This window comes from Acinetobacter sp. TUM15064 (genome assembly GCF_008980265.1).
In the GTDB taxonomy this organism is placed as follows: Bacteria; Pseudomonadota; Gammaproteobacteria; order Pseudomonadales; family Moraxellaceae; genus Acinetobacter.
In genome coordinates this window covers 1-18,681 of the sequence record NZ_BKFU01000063.1, presented here as the reverse complement: position 1 = coordinate 18,681, position 18,681 = coordinate 1, and the positions used below count along the sequence as shown (strand labels likewise).

The following is an 18,681-nucleotide window of genomic DNA, read 5'->3' as shown; positions in this document are numbered from 1 at the left end:
AACAGTCTATATATTGACTCACAGAATATACACATTCTTTCGTTTATTGATTCAAACAAAGCCATCCAAATCACATCAGTGGAAAACATAATGCTGCAATTCAAGTTAAAACAGCCTCTGCCTGAAAAGCCGGGTTTTAAAATATCCCCTCTCTATCAATCCATTTTTTTTGCATTAACTTGCGGAGTGACAGGTTCGCTCTATGCAGAAGATATTCAGCAAAAAGATGTGACACCTGTTGAAAAAGAAGATGTTCAACAACTCGAAAGTGTGGTGGTGGTAGGTAACCGTGGTGGTATTCGTACCATCACTGAAAGCCCTGCACCCGTGGACATCATTAGTGGTGAACAACTCGTTAAACAAGGTAACACCCTTGCTTTAAGAGATATTTTGGCAAAAGTGATTCCCTCTTTTAGTGTGGCTACCGTACCTAGCCAACCCGATGGTTATGGGGCTGTTGCACGTTCTGCGGGTTTACGTGGCTTGGGTGGTGGGCATACACTCGTGCTGGTCAACGGTAAACGTCGCCATGTCGGTGCTTTGGCCATTAACAAATACGGTTTTGGCGAGGGCTACCAAGCAGCGGACTTAGATCTGATTCCAATTGGTGCTATTGCACGAGTTGAAGTTTTACGTGATGGAGCAGCCGCTCAATATGGCTCCGATGCGATTGCAGGGGTAATCAATATTGTGCTCAAATCAGCAGATCATGGTGGCAATATTAGTGCCACCTATGGTGGTCGCGAGCATTATTCAGGCACTGACCGCAATGGAGAAACCTTCCAACTGAATGCCAACGTTGGTGCATCATTGGGTCAAGACGGATTTATTAATTTTGGTTTTGACCTAAAAAATCAGGATGCTACCACCCGTGCAGGGGCCGTTTCGGGCAACATTTATTCAAAAGTAAATGGTCAAGATGACCCGCGTGAAGCAACTGTAGATCGTAATTTAAATAAATTAGGTCTGCCATCAGTTGAACAGTTTAATGTTTCTGCAAATGCTGAGCTTCCTCTAAGCGATGCAGCCACGTTATATAGTTACACCACCGCGGGCTGGCGTGATGCCTCGACTGGTGCATCTTACCGTCGTCCAAATTCCAGATCAGGCATTGTTGAAATCTTTCCAAATGGTACAACCCCCGATGTCATTTTAAGTGAAACGGATGTGCAAACCGTTTGGGGACTAAAAGGAGATAACGTGCTCGGTTGGGCATGGGATGTGAGTAGTTCTTATGGTAAAAATACACAAGACCACTCCACTGAAAATAACTTAAATCCATCTCTTGGGCCGTCTAGCCCAACATCATTTGGCTTACAAAAATACGATGCCTATCAATGGGTCAGCAATCTTGATTTTAAAAAGACCTTTGATATTGGAATTGGTGCAACGCCACTAAATGTTGCTTGGGGACTAGACTATCGTAAAGAAGGTTGGTCTTCTAAAGCCACCGACCCTTTAGCCTATAAAAATGGCGGTTATATTATTCCTACAGGTGATAATGCGGGTTTAACTGCGACTGTGGGAACTTTTGGTGCTCGTGTACTGTTACCTGAAGATGAAGCCGATATTAGCCGTAGTAACACCGCCGCCTATTTAGACTTAGGTTTAGATGTGACTGACAACTGGTTTGTGGGTTTAGCGGGTCGTTTTGAGCATTATGATGACAGTTCAGGCGATACATTTAATGGTAAAATTAACAGCCGTTATGAGTTCAATCCTCAACTGGCGATACGTGGGACAGCCAGTACAGGCTTCATTGCACCCTCGTTATACCAACAAGGTTTTGCCAGTACGGGTATTGTCAGTACAGTAAATAACGGTGTTCGCTCCGATGTCTACAGTAAGTCGGTACGTACCGACTCTGCGCTGGGTCAAGCTCTCGGTGCAGAAGCACTCGATCCAACCAAATCGACCAACTTTTCACTAGGCCTAACCTATAGCCCATTTAAAAACTTTAATCTTGCAGTCGATGCTTATCGTATAGAGCTGAAAGATCGTATTGCGTCTACGGCAGGTCTTACAGGAACGGGCATCAATAACATCTTGGCAGCAAACGGTTTTTCCAACGTCAACTATGTCACCTATTATGCCAACTTATTTGATACAGAAACCAATGGTGTCGATGTTGTTGCAGACTACACCCAACAACTAGAGAAATATGGTCGTATCCGCTGGAGCTTAGGTTTCAACTGGAATGAAACAGATATTACAGCCATCGCGGATAATCCAAGTCAATTGGACGGTATCAATATTGATCGTATCACCCGTCGTACCAAGGGCATGATTACCGATGCAGATCCGAAAACCAAATTCACGTTGGCTGCAAATTGGCAATACGCAAAACTGGATTTAAATACTCGCCTATCACGCTATGGTAGTTACATTGCACGCAGTGAAACAGCAGCTACAGATCAAACTTTTGGTGCCAAATGGATTGTGGATCTAGATGCCACATATAACTTTACGGACAGTCTATCCTTTACTTTAGGTGCAGACAATTTGTTCAACACTTACCCTGAAAAATCGAACATTGTTGATGGCTTAGGTGAGAATTACTATGCACAGCTTTCACCTTTTGGACTCTATGGTGGTTATTACTACGGACGTGTTAATTACCGCTTCTAAAATCATTTAAATCTAAATACTTTGGTGAAATTACAATATCGCTCATGTCTTTTGACTGTTCAGAATGACGATTGCTTAAATGCTAGATTCCACCAAAGTAACGCACTTTTACATTCTAAAATTTCTGAGAAAAATATATGAGCATCACTATTTGGGGTAGACCTAACTCTTTAAATGTCCACAAAGTACTGTGGCTAACAGCCGAACTTGGACTTGAGTTTGAACACATTCCTGCAGGTCAGCAGTATGGCCTGACGGATACAGCTGAATTTTTAACGCTCAATCCCAATGGCCTGATTCCTGTCATTCAAGACGGTGACACAGTTCTGTGGGAGTCCAACACTATTTTACGTTATCTAACTGAAGTATATGGAAAAAATTTATTATGGATTGAAGATCCACGCTTACGCTTTAGCGCAGAGAAATGGATTGACTGGTACACCACCACCGTCCTGCCTGTGTTTGGGATTGTATTTTTTAATTTGGTTCGTCAAGCACCAGACAAAAGAGATTTAGCCGCGGTTAAGGTCGCAGCAGAAAAACTAGAAAAAATACTGGATGTTGCCAATACTGAGCTGGCTGAACAGCCCTATTTGTCTGGCTCTCATTTTGGTGTTGCCGATATTCCTTTGGCCTTAGCACTTAATCACTGGTTCAATTTAGATGTTGAACGTCAGCATGATCATACACACTTAAAAGCATGGATTGAACGTATTAGAGCACGTGAGCACTTTTTAAAAGTGGCTAATATTCTTTAGTTAAGCATTATTGCTCTATTTTTAAAAATTTTAGCTTTAAATAGAATAAGGCTGTTCTATATGGACAGTCTTATTTCATTTAAATAGATTTATTTAGTAAATATATTTAAATGAAATCCAAAAATAGACATTACGTAATTTCAACTTTATAAGTAGATATCATCAATATAAAATAGATTATATTTAATTGTTATAAGAAATAAAAAAATCTATCTTTTATCATTTTTTATAAAAATACTAATCTAAAAAAATTCTTTCTATATTTTTCAAAAATCAATCATTATGCTTTCAATGTTTTATTTAACCAAATTAATTCACTCACCTGTGAATTAATAAAAAACTTAAAATTGAAAGAATATTTTATTATTCAAATTAAACCAATTTAATTGGTGAAATAAAAAATATTCTGCAATGAAAATTAAATCTTATTGAATGGTGCCTTACTGATATGAGTGAAGTCAGTCGAAGTCCTTATAAAAAGGCAATTTTGTTTGAACAACTTCAAAATGTTCAGTCCAATGTATTTCCAGCTGCAGATCCATTTGTTGCCCATTTGGCAAGTCCGATCGCAGCAGAAAAACCCGTTCAAACCCATAAGATCTTTTGGGCAATTGGTGCTGTTCTAGCATTGCATTACAGCATTTTTTATCTTGCAGAGCATCTTCCAACACCGCCGTTAGTGGTGAAAAAGCCTGAACCAATCGCGGTTGTAATTGAAAAACCCAAGGAAGAGCCACCTAAGGTGATTGAACCCAAACTTAAACAGGAAATACAAAAACCGATTATTCCTCCTGTTTCAGCAAAGCCTCAACCTGTACAAAACCCTGTGGTTGAAAAATCCATTCAGAAGCCTGTCGAGCAGAAGCCAATTGAGCAACCTAGACCAGTCGCTAAATCAACGCCTCAAGCTGTACCACAGGCTGAACCTACAGAAAATGTCGCACCGACCCAAAAAGTCGCTGAAGCTGTGAGTAAGCCTGCTCAAGAAAACTTGCCCGTCACGGCAGCCAAAGGTTATGCCGGTTATTTGAGTAATCCTGCCCCTGAATACCCAGAAGTGGCATTAGACCGAGGTTGGGAAGGCGTTGTGATGTTACGTGTGAAAGTCTCACCCACAGGCAGTCCTTTAGAAATCAACCTGAAAAATAGCAGCGGTAAAAAAGCATTGGATGATGCTGCTGTCAAAACTGTGAAGCGTTGGAAATTCTCGCCTGCAATGCGTGGCAATACCCCGATAGAAGGCTGGGTCGATGTTCCGATTCACTTCAAATTACCCAATTAAACTGTAAAATTTTATCTTAGGAAAATTCGATATGTCTGATATTAATACGATTATTCATGATGCAACCATTTGGCTATTGATCGGTTTTTCGATCGTAACGTGGGTGTTGATTGTGGTGAAAGCCATACAAACCTCAAAAGCCACCAAAGAAAGTAAACGCTTTGTCGACAGTTTTTGGTCAGCCCAAAACTTGGCAGAGGCGATTAACCAATCTGAAAATGCACAGGGACCTACAGCACGTATTGCTCAAACTGGTTTTAAAACTTTGACTGATGCCAATGAAAAAACTCATCAAGACTTACAACAAACGTGGAGCCGTCAGGATTTATTAGAACGACACTTACGCAAGCAAATTCTTGCTGAACGTCGCCAACTGGAGAAAGGCTCGGCTGTTCTTGCATCCATTGGTAATAATGCCCCATTTATTGGTTTATTTGGCACCGTGTTTGGGATTATCCACGCCTTACAAGCGATTGCTCAATCAGGCAGTGCCAGCATGGATGTAGTCGCAGGTCCAATTGGTCAGGCATTAGTTGCAACAGGTATTGGTATTGCTGTGGCTGTACCTGCTGTACTTGCCTATAACTATTTTGTTCGTAAAGTAAAAGGCATTGGTGCAGATTTAGATGACTTTGCAACAGACTTTGTCAGCCTCACTCAAAAAGTAGGTTTCCAACTTCCAACCAAAACTCAAAGTACCCATGTTGCGGCAAAACCAGTGACGGCACATCAACTGTCATCTCAAGAAAAGGAGGCTTTGGCTTAATATGGCTATTTCAACCTCTCAAGATGACGATGTCGTCAGTGACATTAACATTACCCCACTGGTCGACGTAATGTTGGTGTTATTGATCGTGTTTATCGTCACGGCGCCTTTATTAACCAATAGTGTGAAGGTCAACTTACCCAAAGCTGCACCAACACAATCTACAGATCAAAACAAAGCGCTGGTGATTAGCGTAAAACCTGATGGTGCAATCTTTTTGGATAAAGACCCAGTCAAACTCGAAAATTTTGAGCAAGAAATCACACAGCGTAAAAATACCAATGCGAAGTTAGCATTAAACTTAAATGCCGATGAAACTGTCCCTTATGGTACGGTGGCTAAACTCTTAGCCAGCATAGAGCGTGTTGGTGTGGAAAAATTATCGGTGATTACTGAACCAAAATAGTGGATTACTCACTGAAACCCAAGACATCTTCAATATTTCGATCTGTATTGATCCCAATGTTGTAGGTGTCTTTTTTATTGAACCTAAAAATTCGGGGTTACAACACTACTCTATCCTTCGCCATTTGCCATGGTAACAACATAAACAGATCACGAAAATCTTAAATAAAAAAAGCACCCTTTGAATTAGACACAATGATCCAACTTCTGGGGTGCATTTCGTACTGGTACGGTTTATTCAGTTTAAGCCAATACGATGTTAAGAGACTTAGCGACTCACTCGCTGAATAGCCTCATCATAGGTCGCACTTGGCTTGTATTGATTTGCCAATTGGTAATGTTGTTTAGCTTGAGCATAGTCCTGATTATTTTCATAAATTTTACCAATATTGTAATGTGAATACGCTTTGGTATTGTCATTGGACGCTAAAGCAATCGCCTTTTGATTTGCCCATAATGCCTCAGATGAACGATTCAACTTTTGATAAGCAACAGCAAGATTGCTATAGGTCTGCCCGACATTCGGATTGTAGTCAATGGATTGTTGATAAATCAGTGCAGCTTGTTCAAATTGATTGTTTTTATACGCCTTATCCGCTCTCAAATTCAGTGCCTTAGCCCTTGCCTGTGCATTGGCTGAAACAGGAACATAATGCACCTGCATCGCTTGGCTTTGATAACTCGATACAGTTGAACCCACTTGGCTTGCCCCAATGGTTGTCCCCGAAATACGGTTAATATCTTGGATTTCACCCTCTGGACTAATGCGGAAAACAGTCCATAAGTTCCCTGTCAAACCCGTTGGAATATAGTAAGAGCGGATCAAAGACTCGCCTACATAAACCATAACTTTAGCTTGGCTATTCGACAGGTTCGCAGTATTGGGTTTCGCGCGGTCTGAATAATCATGCACTGAATAAACATAATATTGCCCATCTAAACGTTTATCAATCGTCACCGTTTCAGGGCCATAAGCGTCTGTGTCGTCAACATCTAAATTGGCATCTTGCCCTTGCTTATTGTCCCAATACACATGTTGATTTTTATAACTTAAATGTGAGTCCAAATCTAAAGGACTCTGCCCCCAGTTTAAAACGATTCGCATACTGTTTAAGTCTTTCAATACAGGGCTTAAAGCATAGGTCATACCATCACAAGGACATTTTGCAACCAGTGTAGAATAGCCTGATTTTTTGATAATCAATAAATTGTCTGCGCCATTTGCACTGCTACTGTTCACCGTTGCCCGACCGTCTGCGTTGGTTGAGGTTGATGCAGACTGTTCACCATTTTTTTGTAATATGACTTGTGCATCAGCAATATTTTGATCTTTTACCGTTGCACTTAAAACATGAATATTGGTTGTATCTGCATAGCTCAAAACAGGTATGCTTAAACCCAAGATAGAAGAATAAAGTAGATGTTTTTTCATTGCGTATCTCTTATTAAGATGCTTATCTCTTTTCAAAGTCTTTTTAAGACTAGGACTTAAACGTTAAATTATACAAATTATGCGATACATTGGATGTATAGACGATGGCTTAAATCTTGAACTTCTGCTTAGGCTATTTAAAAAAATACTCTGCCCATTTTTATTGTTCAGCAACACTCTAGGTCAACACGAGTATTCATCATGCTCTCGCTATCTTTAAATAATCGTATTTTAACAAATTAACTCTGTGTCTCTTCATTTTTCAAAACAGGTTCTAGGCTTAGTTTCTTTGCAATAAACTGGATAAAAACCTCGATTTTCGGTGCTAAGTAGCGTGTAGGCGGATAAAGCAACCAAGCATCCCCACTATAATAGGTCTTGAAATGCCAATCTGGTAATACTTGGATCAGTGCTTGGCTATTCAAAGCATGTCTCGCCATAAAATACGGCAAACTTGCAACGCCCATATGTTTTAAAGCTGCATCTAGACGGATACCCGTATGATTTGCTGAATAACGTCCTTTTACAGTTACACTGGTGGTTTTATTGCCTTTTTGAAATTTCCACTTTGAATCGCTGACTTGTTCACCTAAAAAAATACATTGATGTTGATTTAAATCACTCGGTTGCTGAGGCGTTCCATTCTTTTTTAAATACTCGGCTGTCGCCACTAAGACATGATCAATACGAATCAGCTGTCGGCCCTTTAAGCCCAACGGCGGTTCATTGGTAATACGTATAGCTAGGTCAATTTCATCGTCAATAAAATCTATCAACCGATCTTCCAGTAACAGTTGAATATCTATTTGCGGATACAGTTCAAGAAACTCGGGGATATAGGGGTGAATCAGATAATGCCCTACGGCTTTCGGGACACTAATCCGAACGGTGCCACTCGGTTCAGTATTGAATTTGCCTGAATGCTCAATCACTGCTTGGGCGGCTCTGACCATCTCTAGACAATGATCATAAGTTTGTTTCCCACTCTCACTTAAACGCAGTTTTCGTGTTGTTCTTTCAAGTAGCCGTGTTCCTAAAGCCCGTTCCAATCGGCTAATGGCTTTACTCACTGCGGACGGTGTATTTCCAAGCTGTCGGGCAGTTTCTGAAAAACTGCCTGTCTCCACAACTTTGACAAAAATAGCCATTTCTTGGAGTAAAGCTATACTTTGATTTGTGCTCATGAGGAAAAAGTAATTTAATTTTTTACTAGATTATCATCAATAATGAAGCCTCCTATAATCTTTTCTGTGAAATTTTGACAGAGATAATCATGACTCAAGCTTTATATCTATCCGACATCACTCAAGCTGAGGTAGAGGTTCTAAAGTGTGAACCCACTGAAGATGGTCGATTTGCCATTCAGCTCTCCAACACACCATTTCACCCGCAAGGTGGTGGCCAACCCAGTGATGTAGGTAAAATCAATGATGCAGATGTACTTCATGTTGTCATGCAAAATGATCAAATTATTCATTATTCTAATCACGCCACTACATTAGGTCTGGCGCAAGTACGAGTTGACCTCAACCGACGACGTTATCACAGTCGCCTACACTCCGCAGGACACTTAATCGGGCATGTAATGCAAGCATTTGGCTGGGAACCTACCAAAGCACAGCACTGGCCAGAGAAATGCAAAGTCCAATTTGTCAAACAAGACCATTCTGAAGACCAAGATTTAGAAACTTTAGAGCTTCTATGTAATCTATATATTTCTAGCCAACTCGTCAGACTGACTCAACAAAATGCTGATGGCTACCGTGAAGTCAGTTTTGGCGATTTACCTGCATTTCCCTGTGGCGGAACCCATGTCCAAAATTTATCTGAAATTGGGACGCTCGAAATTACAGGCTATAAACTTAAAAAAGATAAATTAACCGTGAGCTATCGCGTTTCGGATGAGCATCAATAATATGTGGATGCAATATAGTTCAGAATTTTTAGCTTTGGCTTTGGTGCATTTTTTTGCGGTCCTTTTACCTGGTCCCGACTTCGCCATTACGGTTAGAAATAGCGTGCGCTATGGCTATGCGATTGGTTGCATCACGGCTATTGGAATTGGTCTAGGAATTTCCGTTCATGTTTTATATACCCTTATAGGCTTGGGCATTGTTATTCAACAAAGTCCGTGGTTCATGCTTATTTTGAGAATAGCAGGCGCACTGTATTTAATTTATTTAGGTTGGAGCTTATTACGTGCCCCCTCGATCAATATTGATCCTTCATTTGAACAGGCATCCAATACCCCATTAAGTCGAAGCAAAGCCTTTATGACAGGCTTTATGACCAATGCACTTAACCCCAAAGCGACTATTTTTTTTCTGGCGATCTTTACTACACTGGTCAGCCCCACAACCCCGATGAAAGTGCAATTTGCTTATGGGATATGGATGTGTAGCGTCAATGCACTTTGGTTCATGCTTGTTGCTGTTTTGTTTTCTCGCCCCATCGTTCGACAGCAGTTTTTAAAAATGGGAAAAAAGTTTGAGCGAGTGATGGGACTCATATTAATCGCTCTGGCACTAAAGCTTTTATTTACCCATTTATGATGTTTTATAACTTCAACAACTATCTAATTATTCAGATTGCTTAACCACAGACATCCTGAATAATTAGATAAAAGATAAGCAGTAAAGTTTTAATCATTAAATACGAAGTCATCTCGCTAAAATTTGGCTTCACTTTAATTTCATATATTTTGAAAATGCTTTTTTAAATAAAAAGCATTAAAATAAATCTGTACTAAAAATGATCAAATCAGCCATACTGTATTTTTATATCACGTGGTAAAAAATATACATAAAAAAAGGGGCTGACATGAAATTTAAAACATATTTATTTCTTTCACTCGGTATTTCTCTAAGCCAAAGTACAATGGCAGAAAGCTTTACAGAGACCTTTCACGGCGCACCAAAACTAAATCTGAACCTATATGCCTTTGGTGCAGATGTCGATGGAAAAATAAGCCAAGGAAACTTGAGTTATGAGGTCGATCAACCTTTCAAGGAAACCATCAAGGAGCTAGATCATTCTTTTATGGCGCACGTTGACCTGAGTAAAGGTCGCTGGGGGCTTTTTCTCGACCACCAAACGGTTGAAACCTCTCAAGAAAAAAGTGCGATGTCTGTGCCTGTTGCTCTCAGCACCAAGTTGGATCAAGCCAGCTATGGGCTTTACTATCAAGCTTATATCTCTCCCGAAACCACTACTCAGAATTATCCAAAACTCGTAATAGAACCCACTATTGGGATAAATCACACCAAAGCCGAAGCAAACTTGAGTGCTTTAAACCAAACATTAAATATGGAGACCTCATGGAACGAATTTTTCTGGGGTTCTCGTTTTAAATACAACTTTGACTCAGCTTGGAACTTGGCATCAGAAATTACTTTTGGCGTTGAAAATACTATTTCTGCGCATGCTTATTTGGGGTATCGCATTCCTATCATGAATCGAAACCTAAACCTCAGAGCGGGTTATCGTTATTTTGACCAAGATTATAAAGCGAATAATTTTCATTGGGACATTCGACAACAAGGGCCAGTAATTGGCATTAATTTACCTATTTTCTAAGAGAGCATGATAATGAACAATGTATTAAAAAGAGTATTATTTGCCGCTGGAATATTTGTAGTAGCCGAAGCTGCTATGGCATGTACCCGTGTAGTTTATCTGGGCAATAATGATGTCATAACTGCGCGCTCGATGGACTGGAAAAGCGATGTTGGGACAAATTTGTGGATCTTACCCAATAATGTCAAACGTAATGGTATGGCAGGTCCAAAATCTATTCGATGGACATCAAAATATGGCAGTGTGGTTGCAACAGGTTATGACATTTCCACCACTGATGGCGTCAATGAAAAAGGGCTCATGGCCAACTTGCTATGGCTAGTCGAGTCTGAATATCCAAATGTGAAAACCGCTAAAAAGCCGCCCTTAAGTATTTCACTTTGGGCACAATATGTTTTAGATAATTATGCCACGGTGCATGAAGCCATTCAGGCACTCGAAAAAGAGCCTTTCATCGTTGTGACTGACCAAGTTCCAGGTGAGAAACGTTTAGCTACCCTGCATTTATCCATTTCCGATGCCACAGGTGATAGTGCCATTATTGAGTATATTAACGGTAAACAAGTCATTCATCATGGTCGACAGTATCAAGTGATGACCAACTCGCCAACGTTTGATCAACAGCTCGCTTTAAATAGCTATTGGAAGCAGATTGGTGGCACAACCATGCTTCCAGGCACTAACCGCGCATCTGATCGTTTTGCCCGTGCTTCTTTTTATATCAATGCGATTCCAAAAAATGCAACTCCAGACCATTCGCTTGCCAGTGTATTTAGTGTCATCCGCAATACCTCAGTCCCTTTTGGCCTAAACACTGAAGAAGAGCCGAATATTTCCTCAACCCGTTGGCGTACGGTGGTCGATCATAAACGTAGTTTATATTTCTTTGAATCTGCCGTTTCACCAAATGTGTTTTGGGTCGATTTAAAAGAGATTAACTTTAAAGATGGTCAAACCAAAAAGTTAGAACTTGGCCCAGACCAAGCGATGACCTATGCAGGCAAAGCCAATGCTTCTTTTAAAGTCACCAAACCGTTTGAGTTTTTAGGAACCAAGCCTTAAGTTTTTAGTTAGATCATAGGCTTAAAGATATAAACACTTCTCATAATAGCCCTGCTCAAAGGGCTATTATTCCCCCAAAACAAAGTTTCTAACTCTTCTCTTTCACGACCAGATTTGACGTAGCCTTATTTATTAGCTGTTTTAAAATTTGAATTTTGACTCACATCAGCATATTCTAAACAGACCGATTTCACTTCCAAACACGCCTTGTTGCGTAGGAGTATTTATCATGTCAAAGAAGTTACCCATCTACTTCTCGGACGACGCATGGTCGTCTTTACAAGATCTCATGGGGCCCGAAGGTAAACCCAGCCCCACCATCAATAGTGTGCTTGAGCAAATTGCGCAGCAAGCCGAATTTGTGGATCAACTTGGGCTGACACCTATTTTGCCTCAGTCCAAAGTCTCCCTTCCTGTCTCTTTAGAACGCATTCCCGCAGGTCCAGCCTTCAGTACCAAAGATGAGCAAGGCAAAGCCATTGATCTGAATGATTTTCTCATTCAAAACCCAATTGCGACGTTCATGGCTTATGTAGACAGTGAGTCAATGTTAGGTGTAGGTCTTGAAGTAAATGACCCGATTATTATTGATCGAAGTATTGAAGCCAAACACTACGACATCGTGGTAGCTTTAATTGATAATAAAGATTCCACCATTAAAAGGTTGATGATTACGAACAAAATGTCAAAGTCGGACATCAAAGACATTTTTAGGGATGAAAATTACCCTTTGCCTCAAATGTGGCTGAAAGCTGAAAACCCCGATTATGAACATATTATTCCGACAGAGAATCAAACCTTTGTCATTTGGGGAGTAGTGACGTTTAACTTAAAACGTCTGTACCACCGTTAAAAAAATAAGAAGAAGCAACATGAAAAATGAAACTGAAATATTCGCGCTCGTTGACGTGAATAATTGCTATGTCTCGTGTGAACGTGTATTTAACCCAAAACTGAATGACCATCCTGTCATTGTGTTAAGTAATAACGATGGTTGTGTCGTTGCTCGGAGTCAAGAAGCCAAGGATCTCGGCATTCGTATGGCGGTCCCTTTTTTCCAAATTCAAGAACTCGTCCAGCAGCACAATATTCAGGTATTTTCGAGCAACTATGCTTTATACGGTGCAATGTCTAGCCGCTTCATGCAGTTACTCGGGCAATATGTCGCAGCCGATGAACAGGAAATCTATTCCATTGATGAATGCTTTTTAAAGCTGACGGCCTATGAGCATTTATTCGATATCACGGATTATGCCAAAGACATGAAAGATAAAGCATGGCAATGGCTTGGACTTCCCTGCTGTGTTGGCATTGGTCGTTCCAAAACAGAAGCCAAAATAGCCAATCATCTAGCCAAAAAAAATAAGGCTCTAAATGGCATGTGCAATTTGGCACACATGGACCCGTGTACGGCTGAATACATGCTTGCACATGTGGAGGTCGGTGAGGTCTGGGGCGTTGGTCGGCAGAACTGTAAAAAACTAAATGCCATGGGCATTCATACCGTTTTAGACTTGATTGAGTCTAATCCCAGTGAAATCAAAAAGCATTTTAGTATTGTCATGGAAAAGACTGTCCGTGAGCTTCAGGGAACATCTTGCATTAATATTGAGAGCGATAAGATTGCTCATAAACAGATTATTAGTAGTCGTTCCTATGGACAGGCTGTTTATGATATTGATGACATTAAAGCCTCTGTACGCTTATATGTTGCCAGTGCAGTGAAACGTCTGCGTCATGATCGCTCTATTTGTAAGATGATCGGGGTGTATATTCAAACTGGCCGTTTTAATCAACAGGAACGTTACTCGCCCTATACCATTATACACATGCATGAACATACCGACGATTTGCTCAAAATCACACAGGCAGCGATGAAGGGCATTGATCAAATTTACAAGGCGGGGTTCAAATACAAAAAGGCTGGCATTGTCTTGTTGGAAATTATGGATAAGACTCAATTTGTACATGACCTTTTTACTGACTATAGCCATCAAAATGACCGTGAAATACTGTCCAATACGATAGATGCTATTACAGAGCGTTTTGGCAACAATCTAATCTCATTAGGGCTATGCCATGAGAAAAAAGAACCCTGGCAAATGAATCAATGCAATCGCTCCCCTGCCTATTTGACCAACTGGTCTGAGCTGTTTAGAGTTGGTTAAAATCACTCACTTAAAGAACAAAGATTAACGAGCATTTTCAGCTCAACCCTAAACCGAGAAGGATTTGTGAATGAACATCATAATTCGAAACGAACAGCCAGAAGACATTGAAAATATTAAAAAATTAACTCAGGCTGCTTTCTTAAATGCTGAACATACCAGTCATACCGAACAATTCATTGTAAACAGCTTAAGAAAACATGACCAACTCACAATTTCTTTGGTTGCTGTTGAAAATGGGGAAATAGTGGGCCATATCGCTATTTCACCTGTATCTATCTCGACAGGTGCAACAGGTTGGTATGGTTTAGGCCCAATTTCTGTCTGTCCGACTAAACAAGGTTTAGGCATTGGGTCAAAGCTCATACAGACAGCACTTGAAAAATTAAAACAACTGGGTGCAAATGGCTGTGTGCTCTTGGGTGACCCAAATTATTATCATCACTTTGGTTTCCGTACCTCTCTAGAACTGACCCTTCCTGACGTCCCTAGCGAATACTTTCAAGCCCTGAGTTTCAATGGGGAAATACCTCAAGGTATTGTCCGTTACCATGAAGCCTTTAATGCAACTATGTAAGGCAAATGTAAACGAAACTTTAAAACTTAAAATATAACAAATAGTATATATTTACACATGATTTATATAGAAAAAGGTAGACTTCATGAAAAATATATTAGCTGCGACACTCGTCACTTTGGCCCTAGTAGGCTGTACCTCTACACCAACCGAAAAAGTCACGCAAGAATCAATCGCTGCAGGCACATCAACACAAGTGATTCACTTTGTTGGCCCCATGGATTTAACCATTGAACTAAAATCATCCGATAACTTTGAAACAGCAATGATGACTGATAATTCTGATCGAACTTATATGCTTAAACATGTACCTGCTGCAAGTGGCATCCTGATGACAGATGGTAAAGGCGTATCTATTCACTTCAAAGGTGCTGAAGGTATTGTCGAGTTTGTCAAAGACAAACCGATCCAGATTACTGAATTCAAAAAGTAAAAAAACAGCCTTCAACACTAAGATTGATCGTATAGACTTATGCACCGAAGCCCACTTTTAACGTGGGCTGTTTAAAAACAATACAGTAGTACTTCATATAAATCTTTCACTTACTAAGTGTTATTTCAATTGAATATCAGACGGGAAATCCGGGAAAAAAACTTTAAAATCTTCTGCACTAACAGTCTCTAAATAAGTGAATGTTCGCCACTTGTTACTTTTTAGACTTCTCACGAAGATCCAATCATTCGTACTTAACTCAATATCTCCAGAAATTCGCGTTTGAATTTCTACAGGAATCACACAAATCTCTCCCACCGAAATCAGCCTATTCGCCTTTATAGGCTGTAGTTTAAATCCAGTTACAGAGTAGTTTCCGTCCCTAACGAAATCCAACACATCGGCCAACCGCGATTCATATACCTCCCGTTCAATCCATTTACCATTCACATAATATTGGTCGTTATGCAGCCTATTAAAACGAGAAGAATAATTATATTTCTGATTGTATTTAATGAGTTGCTGAACATCACCATGCTTGAGAAGATCAAGTTCCTCTTGCATAAATTGTTTGAACAGCACTAAATGGTTTGGGCACTCTAAATCTTGTGCAAATGATGTTGTCGAGATAAGTGCAAAAATGAGAGCACAGATTTTTTTCATTTATAAAAACCTTATAATATTACAAAATTTGGAAGTGCATTTTTCAAACGATTGTGAGGTTTTAACCCATGAAGAAAAATTTTACAATATTATTTATTAATCAATGCATTAAGGTCAAAATACAATAAAAAACATATCAAATGATAGGCTTAAGAATTCCCCTTAAAACAATAATTAATCTAAAAAATGGGGTATCTCAACTGATCTTCAATCCCCTCAATATTTCAGGCACAAGCATATAATTTTATTAAGTTCAGTGGTATCAATAATGATACCCAAGAGGGTCAGACCTATCCCAGTACTGATTCAGTTGAAGATTCAACTCTTCTTCACAGATACCCTCAAGAACATAAAAGAGTTTTAACACCCCTTCTCTTTCAAGAATCATGAGTTTGTATTTATCAAATTCTGCAAGCCCAGGTCGAGCAATGACTCTTTGAAATCCAGCACTGTAGATCACAGGAGCCGTGGGTTTTTCGTATTCACATGCCCATTCTAATTCTGTTGAATTAAAACCCACTGCAATACTTTCCCTTACTTTTCCAGCAGCAACTCCACCAATAACCCCAATTTTCACGGATATCACTTTTTATACGTTGTACTAAACCATCTATAACAGACCCATTTACATATACAAGCTTTTTATCTTAAGTAATTTCTCAACTAAGTTCTATTGCCTACTCATTTGATCTTATCAATCAAATACTTCTAGGCTATTAGCTCAACACTTTTATAGATAATTCCTCTTATCAAATGGAGCTAAAGAAGCACCTAATGCGCTTCTTTAGCTCATAACCGTTTAAATCAATACTTAAAATTAAACCCGACAAAAGCCGTTCGGCCCATTAAAATGTAATCAATAGAACGTGCGACATCATCGCGCTTGGTATTGGTTAAGTTTTTAATCCCCGCTTGCATAGTAAAACTTGGGTTAAATTGATACTGCCCACTTAGGCCTAAAACATGGTAATCATCTGATTTTTTACTCTTAGAAATGGCAGGCACATAAAGCATTTGGCTACCAATATATTGATAGTTGAGGTTCAATCCCAACGCATCATTCACACGCCAATCCAAAGCCATATTGCCTGTATGACGCGGGCTATAGTCGAGTTCTTTGTCTGTATCTTTATTTTTAGCATCTGAATAGGTGTAATTAAACTTCATACCTAAAGCATCATTCACATCATACTGGCTCTCAAGTTCTACACCTTTGACTGATGCTGAATGCACATTGGTATAAGTCATGACTTTAGGACGGTATCCCGCTCTCCAACCATCGCTTACAATCATGTTTTTAATGTCATTATCGAAGTACATTAAACTTGCATAAAACTGGTCATTTTCATACACACCACCAAACTCATAACTTGTTGCCGTTTCTGGTTCCAAGTCCGGGTTCCCCACTACCTGACACATGCCACGGCAGGCCAATACTGAATATGTAGGATCGGATTGCGACAGACTCGGTGCTTTAAATGATTTACCAATTCCCCCTTTTAAATTAAATTGATCCGTGACTTGATAAACGCTATAAAAGCGTGGGCTGAACTCACTGCCAAAACTATCATAGTCATCAAAGCGTCCAGCAAAGGTCAGAGAGAGTCGGTCAAGTTTCCATTCATCTTGTAAATAAAATGCTGTTTGATTTACGGATGCAGATCCATTCAAGTTTTGATTATGCTCTAACTCTGTTTTACGGAACTCGGCTCCGCCAGTCACTAAGTGTTGTTCTCCAATATGACCGCTCAATTGGGCATCAACCGTATGATTGATCTGCTGAATATCTCCCGTCTTTTTATACAAATTGGTGATGATTTCTGAGTTATCCATTAAGTCCACGTTTTCATAGTAATAACGCAGTCTGCTGTTAATATCATTCCAATTTGCAGAATAAGTCAGCCCAACACTGGTACGGTCCATTTCTTGAATATTGGTCGGAAATGACAAACCATAGTTGTTCCATACCGCTTTACGGTCATCTGAACGATGGGTCAAGTCAATATCTAAAGTCTGGTTATCATTAATCAGCCAACTGACATTTGAAAGAATGCTAAAACCTTTACGTTTTTCAGCAGCATCTGTATTTTTATAGATGCTTTGTTCAGAACGCCAAGCCTGCTGATCGACACCCTCAAGCACCAAATTTGCCAAGAGTTTGTTTTCTATCAGGCTGCCACCAATATAGGCACTTGCTTTATGAATTGCCCCATCATCCCCTTCAGTTGGTAGCTCATAACTATAGTTAAACGCGGTCTCTAATTGCTCACTTGGTTTCTTTAAAATAATGTTAACGACGCCGCCGAGGGCATCTGCACCATATATGGATGACATTGGGCCACGCACCACTTCAATACGATCTACTGCAGCCAAAGGAATAGATGACAAATCAAAATCATTTGAATAATTAGAGGTTAATGCATCTCTAGAATTCACACGGCGTCCATTGACCAATATCAATGTGTAATCTGAGTCTAGACCACGAATTTTAATTTCTTTACGACCATACGCAGAGGACGTATTAATATGGATACCCGCACTGTGTTGTAAAGCATCTGCTAAGTCATAAACAGGACGTTTTGCTAAATCTTCTTGCGTGATAACACTAATCGTTGCTGGTGCACTTTTTTGGTCATGCTCTGTTTGACTGGCTGTGACTGTAATTGTAACTAACTTCTCTGCGATCACTTCATCTGCAAAAGCCGTAGTAGAAAGAATGCTCACCCCTAAAATACTTTGAATCGCAACACTCAAAACTTCCCGATTTAAAAAAATTTTATTTAACATATTATTAAGCTCATAATTATAAGTGATAATCGTTCGCAATTATATTGATTGGTAGATATTTTGCAATATTTTTGTATAAAAAAACCGCCTTTCCAGGCGGTTATTTTTACTAAATAAAATTTAAAATTTTGCGCGGACTGTAAA

18 protein-coding genes are annotated in these 18,681 nt (G+C 39.7%); 13 read left to right on the top strand and 5 right to left on the bottom strand.

Translation table 11 applies throughout. The features are described 5' to 3' along the window. Window positions 1-90: 90 nt before the first annotated feature. The 5 genes from GBI16_RS15060 to GBI16_RS15040 all read left to right on the top strand — a co-directional run bounded on the left by GBI16_RS15060 (window position 91) and on the right by GBI16_RS15040 (window position 5,840). Window positions 91-2,628 (top strand): TonB-dependent siderophore receptor, encoded by a 2,538-nt coding sequence (locus tag GBI16_RS15060; RefSeq protein WP_086209392.1) that lies wholly within the window; start codon window positions 91-93, stop codon window positions 2,626-2,628. A gap of 137 nt (window positions 2,629-2,765) precedes the next feature. Next, window positions 2,766-3,386, top strand: coding sequence for a glutathione S-transferase family protein (locus tag GBI16_RS15055; protein WP_086209393.1), 621 nt, complete (start codon window positions 2,766-2,768; stop codon window positions 3,384-3,386). A 448-nt stretch (window positions 3,387-3,834) separates the two neighbouring features. Beyond that, window positions 3,835-4,668, top strand: coding sequence for an energy transducer TonB (locus tag GBI16_RS15050; protein WP_086209394.1), 834 nt, complete (start codon window positions 3,835-3,837; stop codon window positions 4,666-4,668). A gap of 31 nt (window positions 4,669-4,699) precedes the next feature. Then, window positions 4,700-5,434 (top strand): MotA/TolQ/ExbB proton channel family protein, encoded by a 735-nt coding sequence (locus GBI16_RS15045; RefSeq protein ID WP_086209395.1) that lies wholly within the window; start codon window positions 4,700-4,702, stop codon window positions 5,432-5,434. 1 nt (window position 5,435) lies between these two features. Next, complete coding sequence (locus tag GBI16_RS15040; RefSeq protein ID WP_086209396.1) at window positions 5,436-5,840, top strand: biopolymer transporter ExbD; 405 nt, start codon at window positions 5,436-5,438, stop codon at window positions 5,838-5,840. A gap of 267 nt (window positions 5,841-6,107) precedes the next feature. Here the strand turns inward: GBI16_RS15040 and GBI16_RS15035 are convergent, their stop codons facing one another. Both GBI16_RS15035 and GBI16_RS15030 read right to left on the bottom strand, forming a co-directional pair. Then, window positions 6,108-7,271 carry a tetratricopeptide repeat protein gene (locus GBI16_RS15035; protein WP_151707364.1) on the bottom strand — a complete coding sequence of 388 codons (1,164 nt, stop codon included), beginning with the start codon at window positions 7,269-7,271 and terminating at the stop codon, window positions 6,108-6,110. A gap of 239 nt (window positions 7,272-7,510) precedes the next feature. Continuing rightward, complete coding sequence (locus GBI16_RS15030) at window positions 7,511-8,455, bottom strand: LysR family transcriptional regulator (RefSeq protein WP_086209398.1); 945 nt, start codon at window positions 8,453-8,455, stop codon at window positions 7,511-7,513. A gap of 89 nt (window positions 8,456-8,544) precedes the next feature. Between GBI16_RS15030 and GBI16_RS15025 the strand changes: the two genes are divergently transcribed. The 8 genes from GBI16_RS15025 to GBI16_RS14990 all read left to right on the top strand — a co-directional run bounded on the left by GBI16_RS15025 (window position 8,545) and on the right by GBI16_RS14990 (window position 15,087). Beyond that, on the top strand, window positions 8,545-9,186 hold the full coding sequence (locus GBI16_RS15025) for an alanyl-tRNA editing protein (RefSeq protein ID WP_119063604.1): 642 nt from the start codon (window positions 8,545-8,547) through the stop codon (window positions 9,184-9,186). A gap of 1 nt (window position 9,187) precedes the next feature. Then, complete coding sequence (locus tag GBI16_RS15020) at window positions 9,188-9,823, top strand: LysE family translocator (RefSeq protein WP_119063605.1); 636 nt, start codon at window positions 9,188-9,190, stop codon at window positions 9,821-9,823. Window positions 9,824-10,091: 268 nt separating this feature from the next. Next, entirely contained in the window at window positions 10,092-10,847 is a 756-nt protein-coding gene (locus GBI16_RS15015; protein WP_151707363.1) for a hypothetical protein, read from the top strand. A gap of 12 nt (window positions 10,848-10,859) precedes the next feature. Next, window positions 10,860-11,909, top strand: a complete 1,050-nt coding sequence (locus GBI16_RS15010) for a linear amide C-N hydrolase (protein ID WP_151707362.1) — start codon at window positions 10,860-10,862, stop codon at window positions 11,907-11,909. 229 nt (window positions 11,910-12,138) lie between these two features. Beyond that, a complete protein-coding gene (locus GBI16_RS15005; protein ID WP_151707361.1) occupies window positions 12,139-12,762 on the top strand; it encodes a LexA family transcriptional regulator in 624 nt (207 codons plus the stop codon). Window positions 12,763-12,781: 19 nt separating this feature from the next. Beyond that, window positions 12,782-14,077, top strand: a complete 1,296-nt coding sequence (locus GBI16_RS15000; RefSeq protein WP_151707360.1) for a Y-family DNA polymerase — start codon at window positions 12,782-12,784, stop codon at window positions 14,075-14,077. A 70-nt stretch (window positions 14,078-14,147) separates the two neighbouring features. After that, the gene (locus tag GBI16_RS14995) at window positions 14,148-14,654 is read left to right on the top strand and encodes a GNAT family N-acetyltransferase (RefSeq protein WP_151707359.1); all 507 of its coding nucleotides are present in this window, start codon (window positions 14,148-14,150) and stop codon (window positions 14,652-14,654) included. Between the two features lie 85 nt (window positions 14,655-14,739). Further along, window positions 14,740-15,087: a hypothetical protein gene (locus GBI16_RS14990; protein ID WP_151707358.1), complete on the top strand. Its 348-nt coding sequence runs from the start codon at window positions 14,740-14,742 to the stop codon at window positions 15,085-15,087. 120 nt (window positions 15,088-15,207) lie between these two features. On the opposite strand, the gene GBI16_RS14985 is transcribed toward GBI16_RS14990, so the two are convergent. The 3 genes from GBI16_RS14985 to GBI16_RS14975 form a co-directional block, all read right to left on the bottom strand. Next, on the bottom strand, window positions 15,208-15,750 hold the full coding sequence (locus tag GBI16_RS14985; protein ID WP_151707357.1) for a hypothetical protein: 543 nt from the start codon (window positions 15,748-15,750) through the stop codon (window positions 15,208-15,210). A 262-nt stretch (window positions 15,751-16,012) separates the two neighbouring features. Continuing rightward, window positions 16,013-16,327 (bottom strand): hypothetical protein, encoded by a 315-nt coding sequence (locus GBI16_RS14980; RefSeq protein WP_086209408.1) that lies wholly within the window; start codon window positions 16,325-16,327, stop codon window positions 16,013-16,015. A gap of 227 nt (window positions 16,328-16,554) precedes the next feature. Beyond that, entirely contained in the window at window positions 16,555-18,537 is a 1,983-nt protein-coding gene (locus GBI16_RS14975; RefSeq protein WP_151707356.1) for a TonB-dependent receptor domain-containing protein, read from the bottom strand. Window positions 18,538-18,681 lie beyond the last annotated feature (144 nt).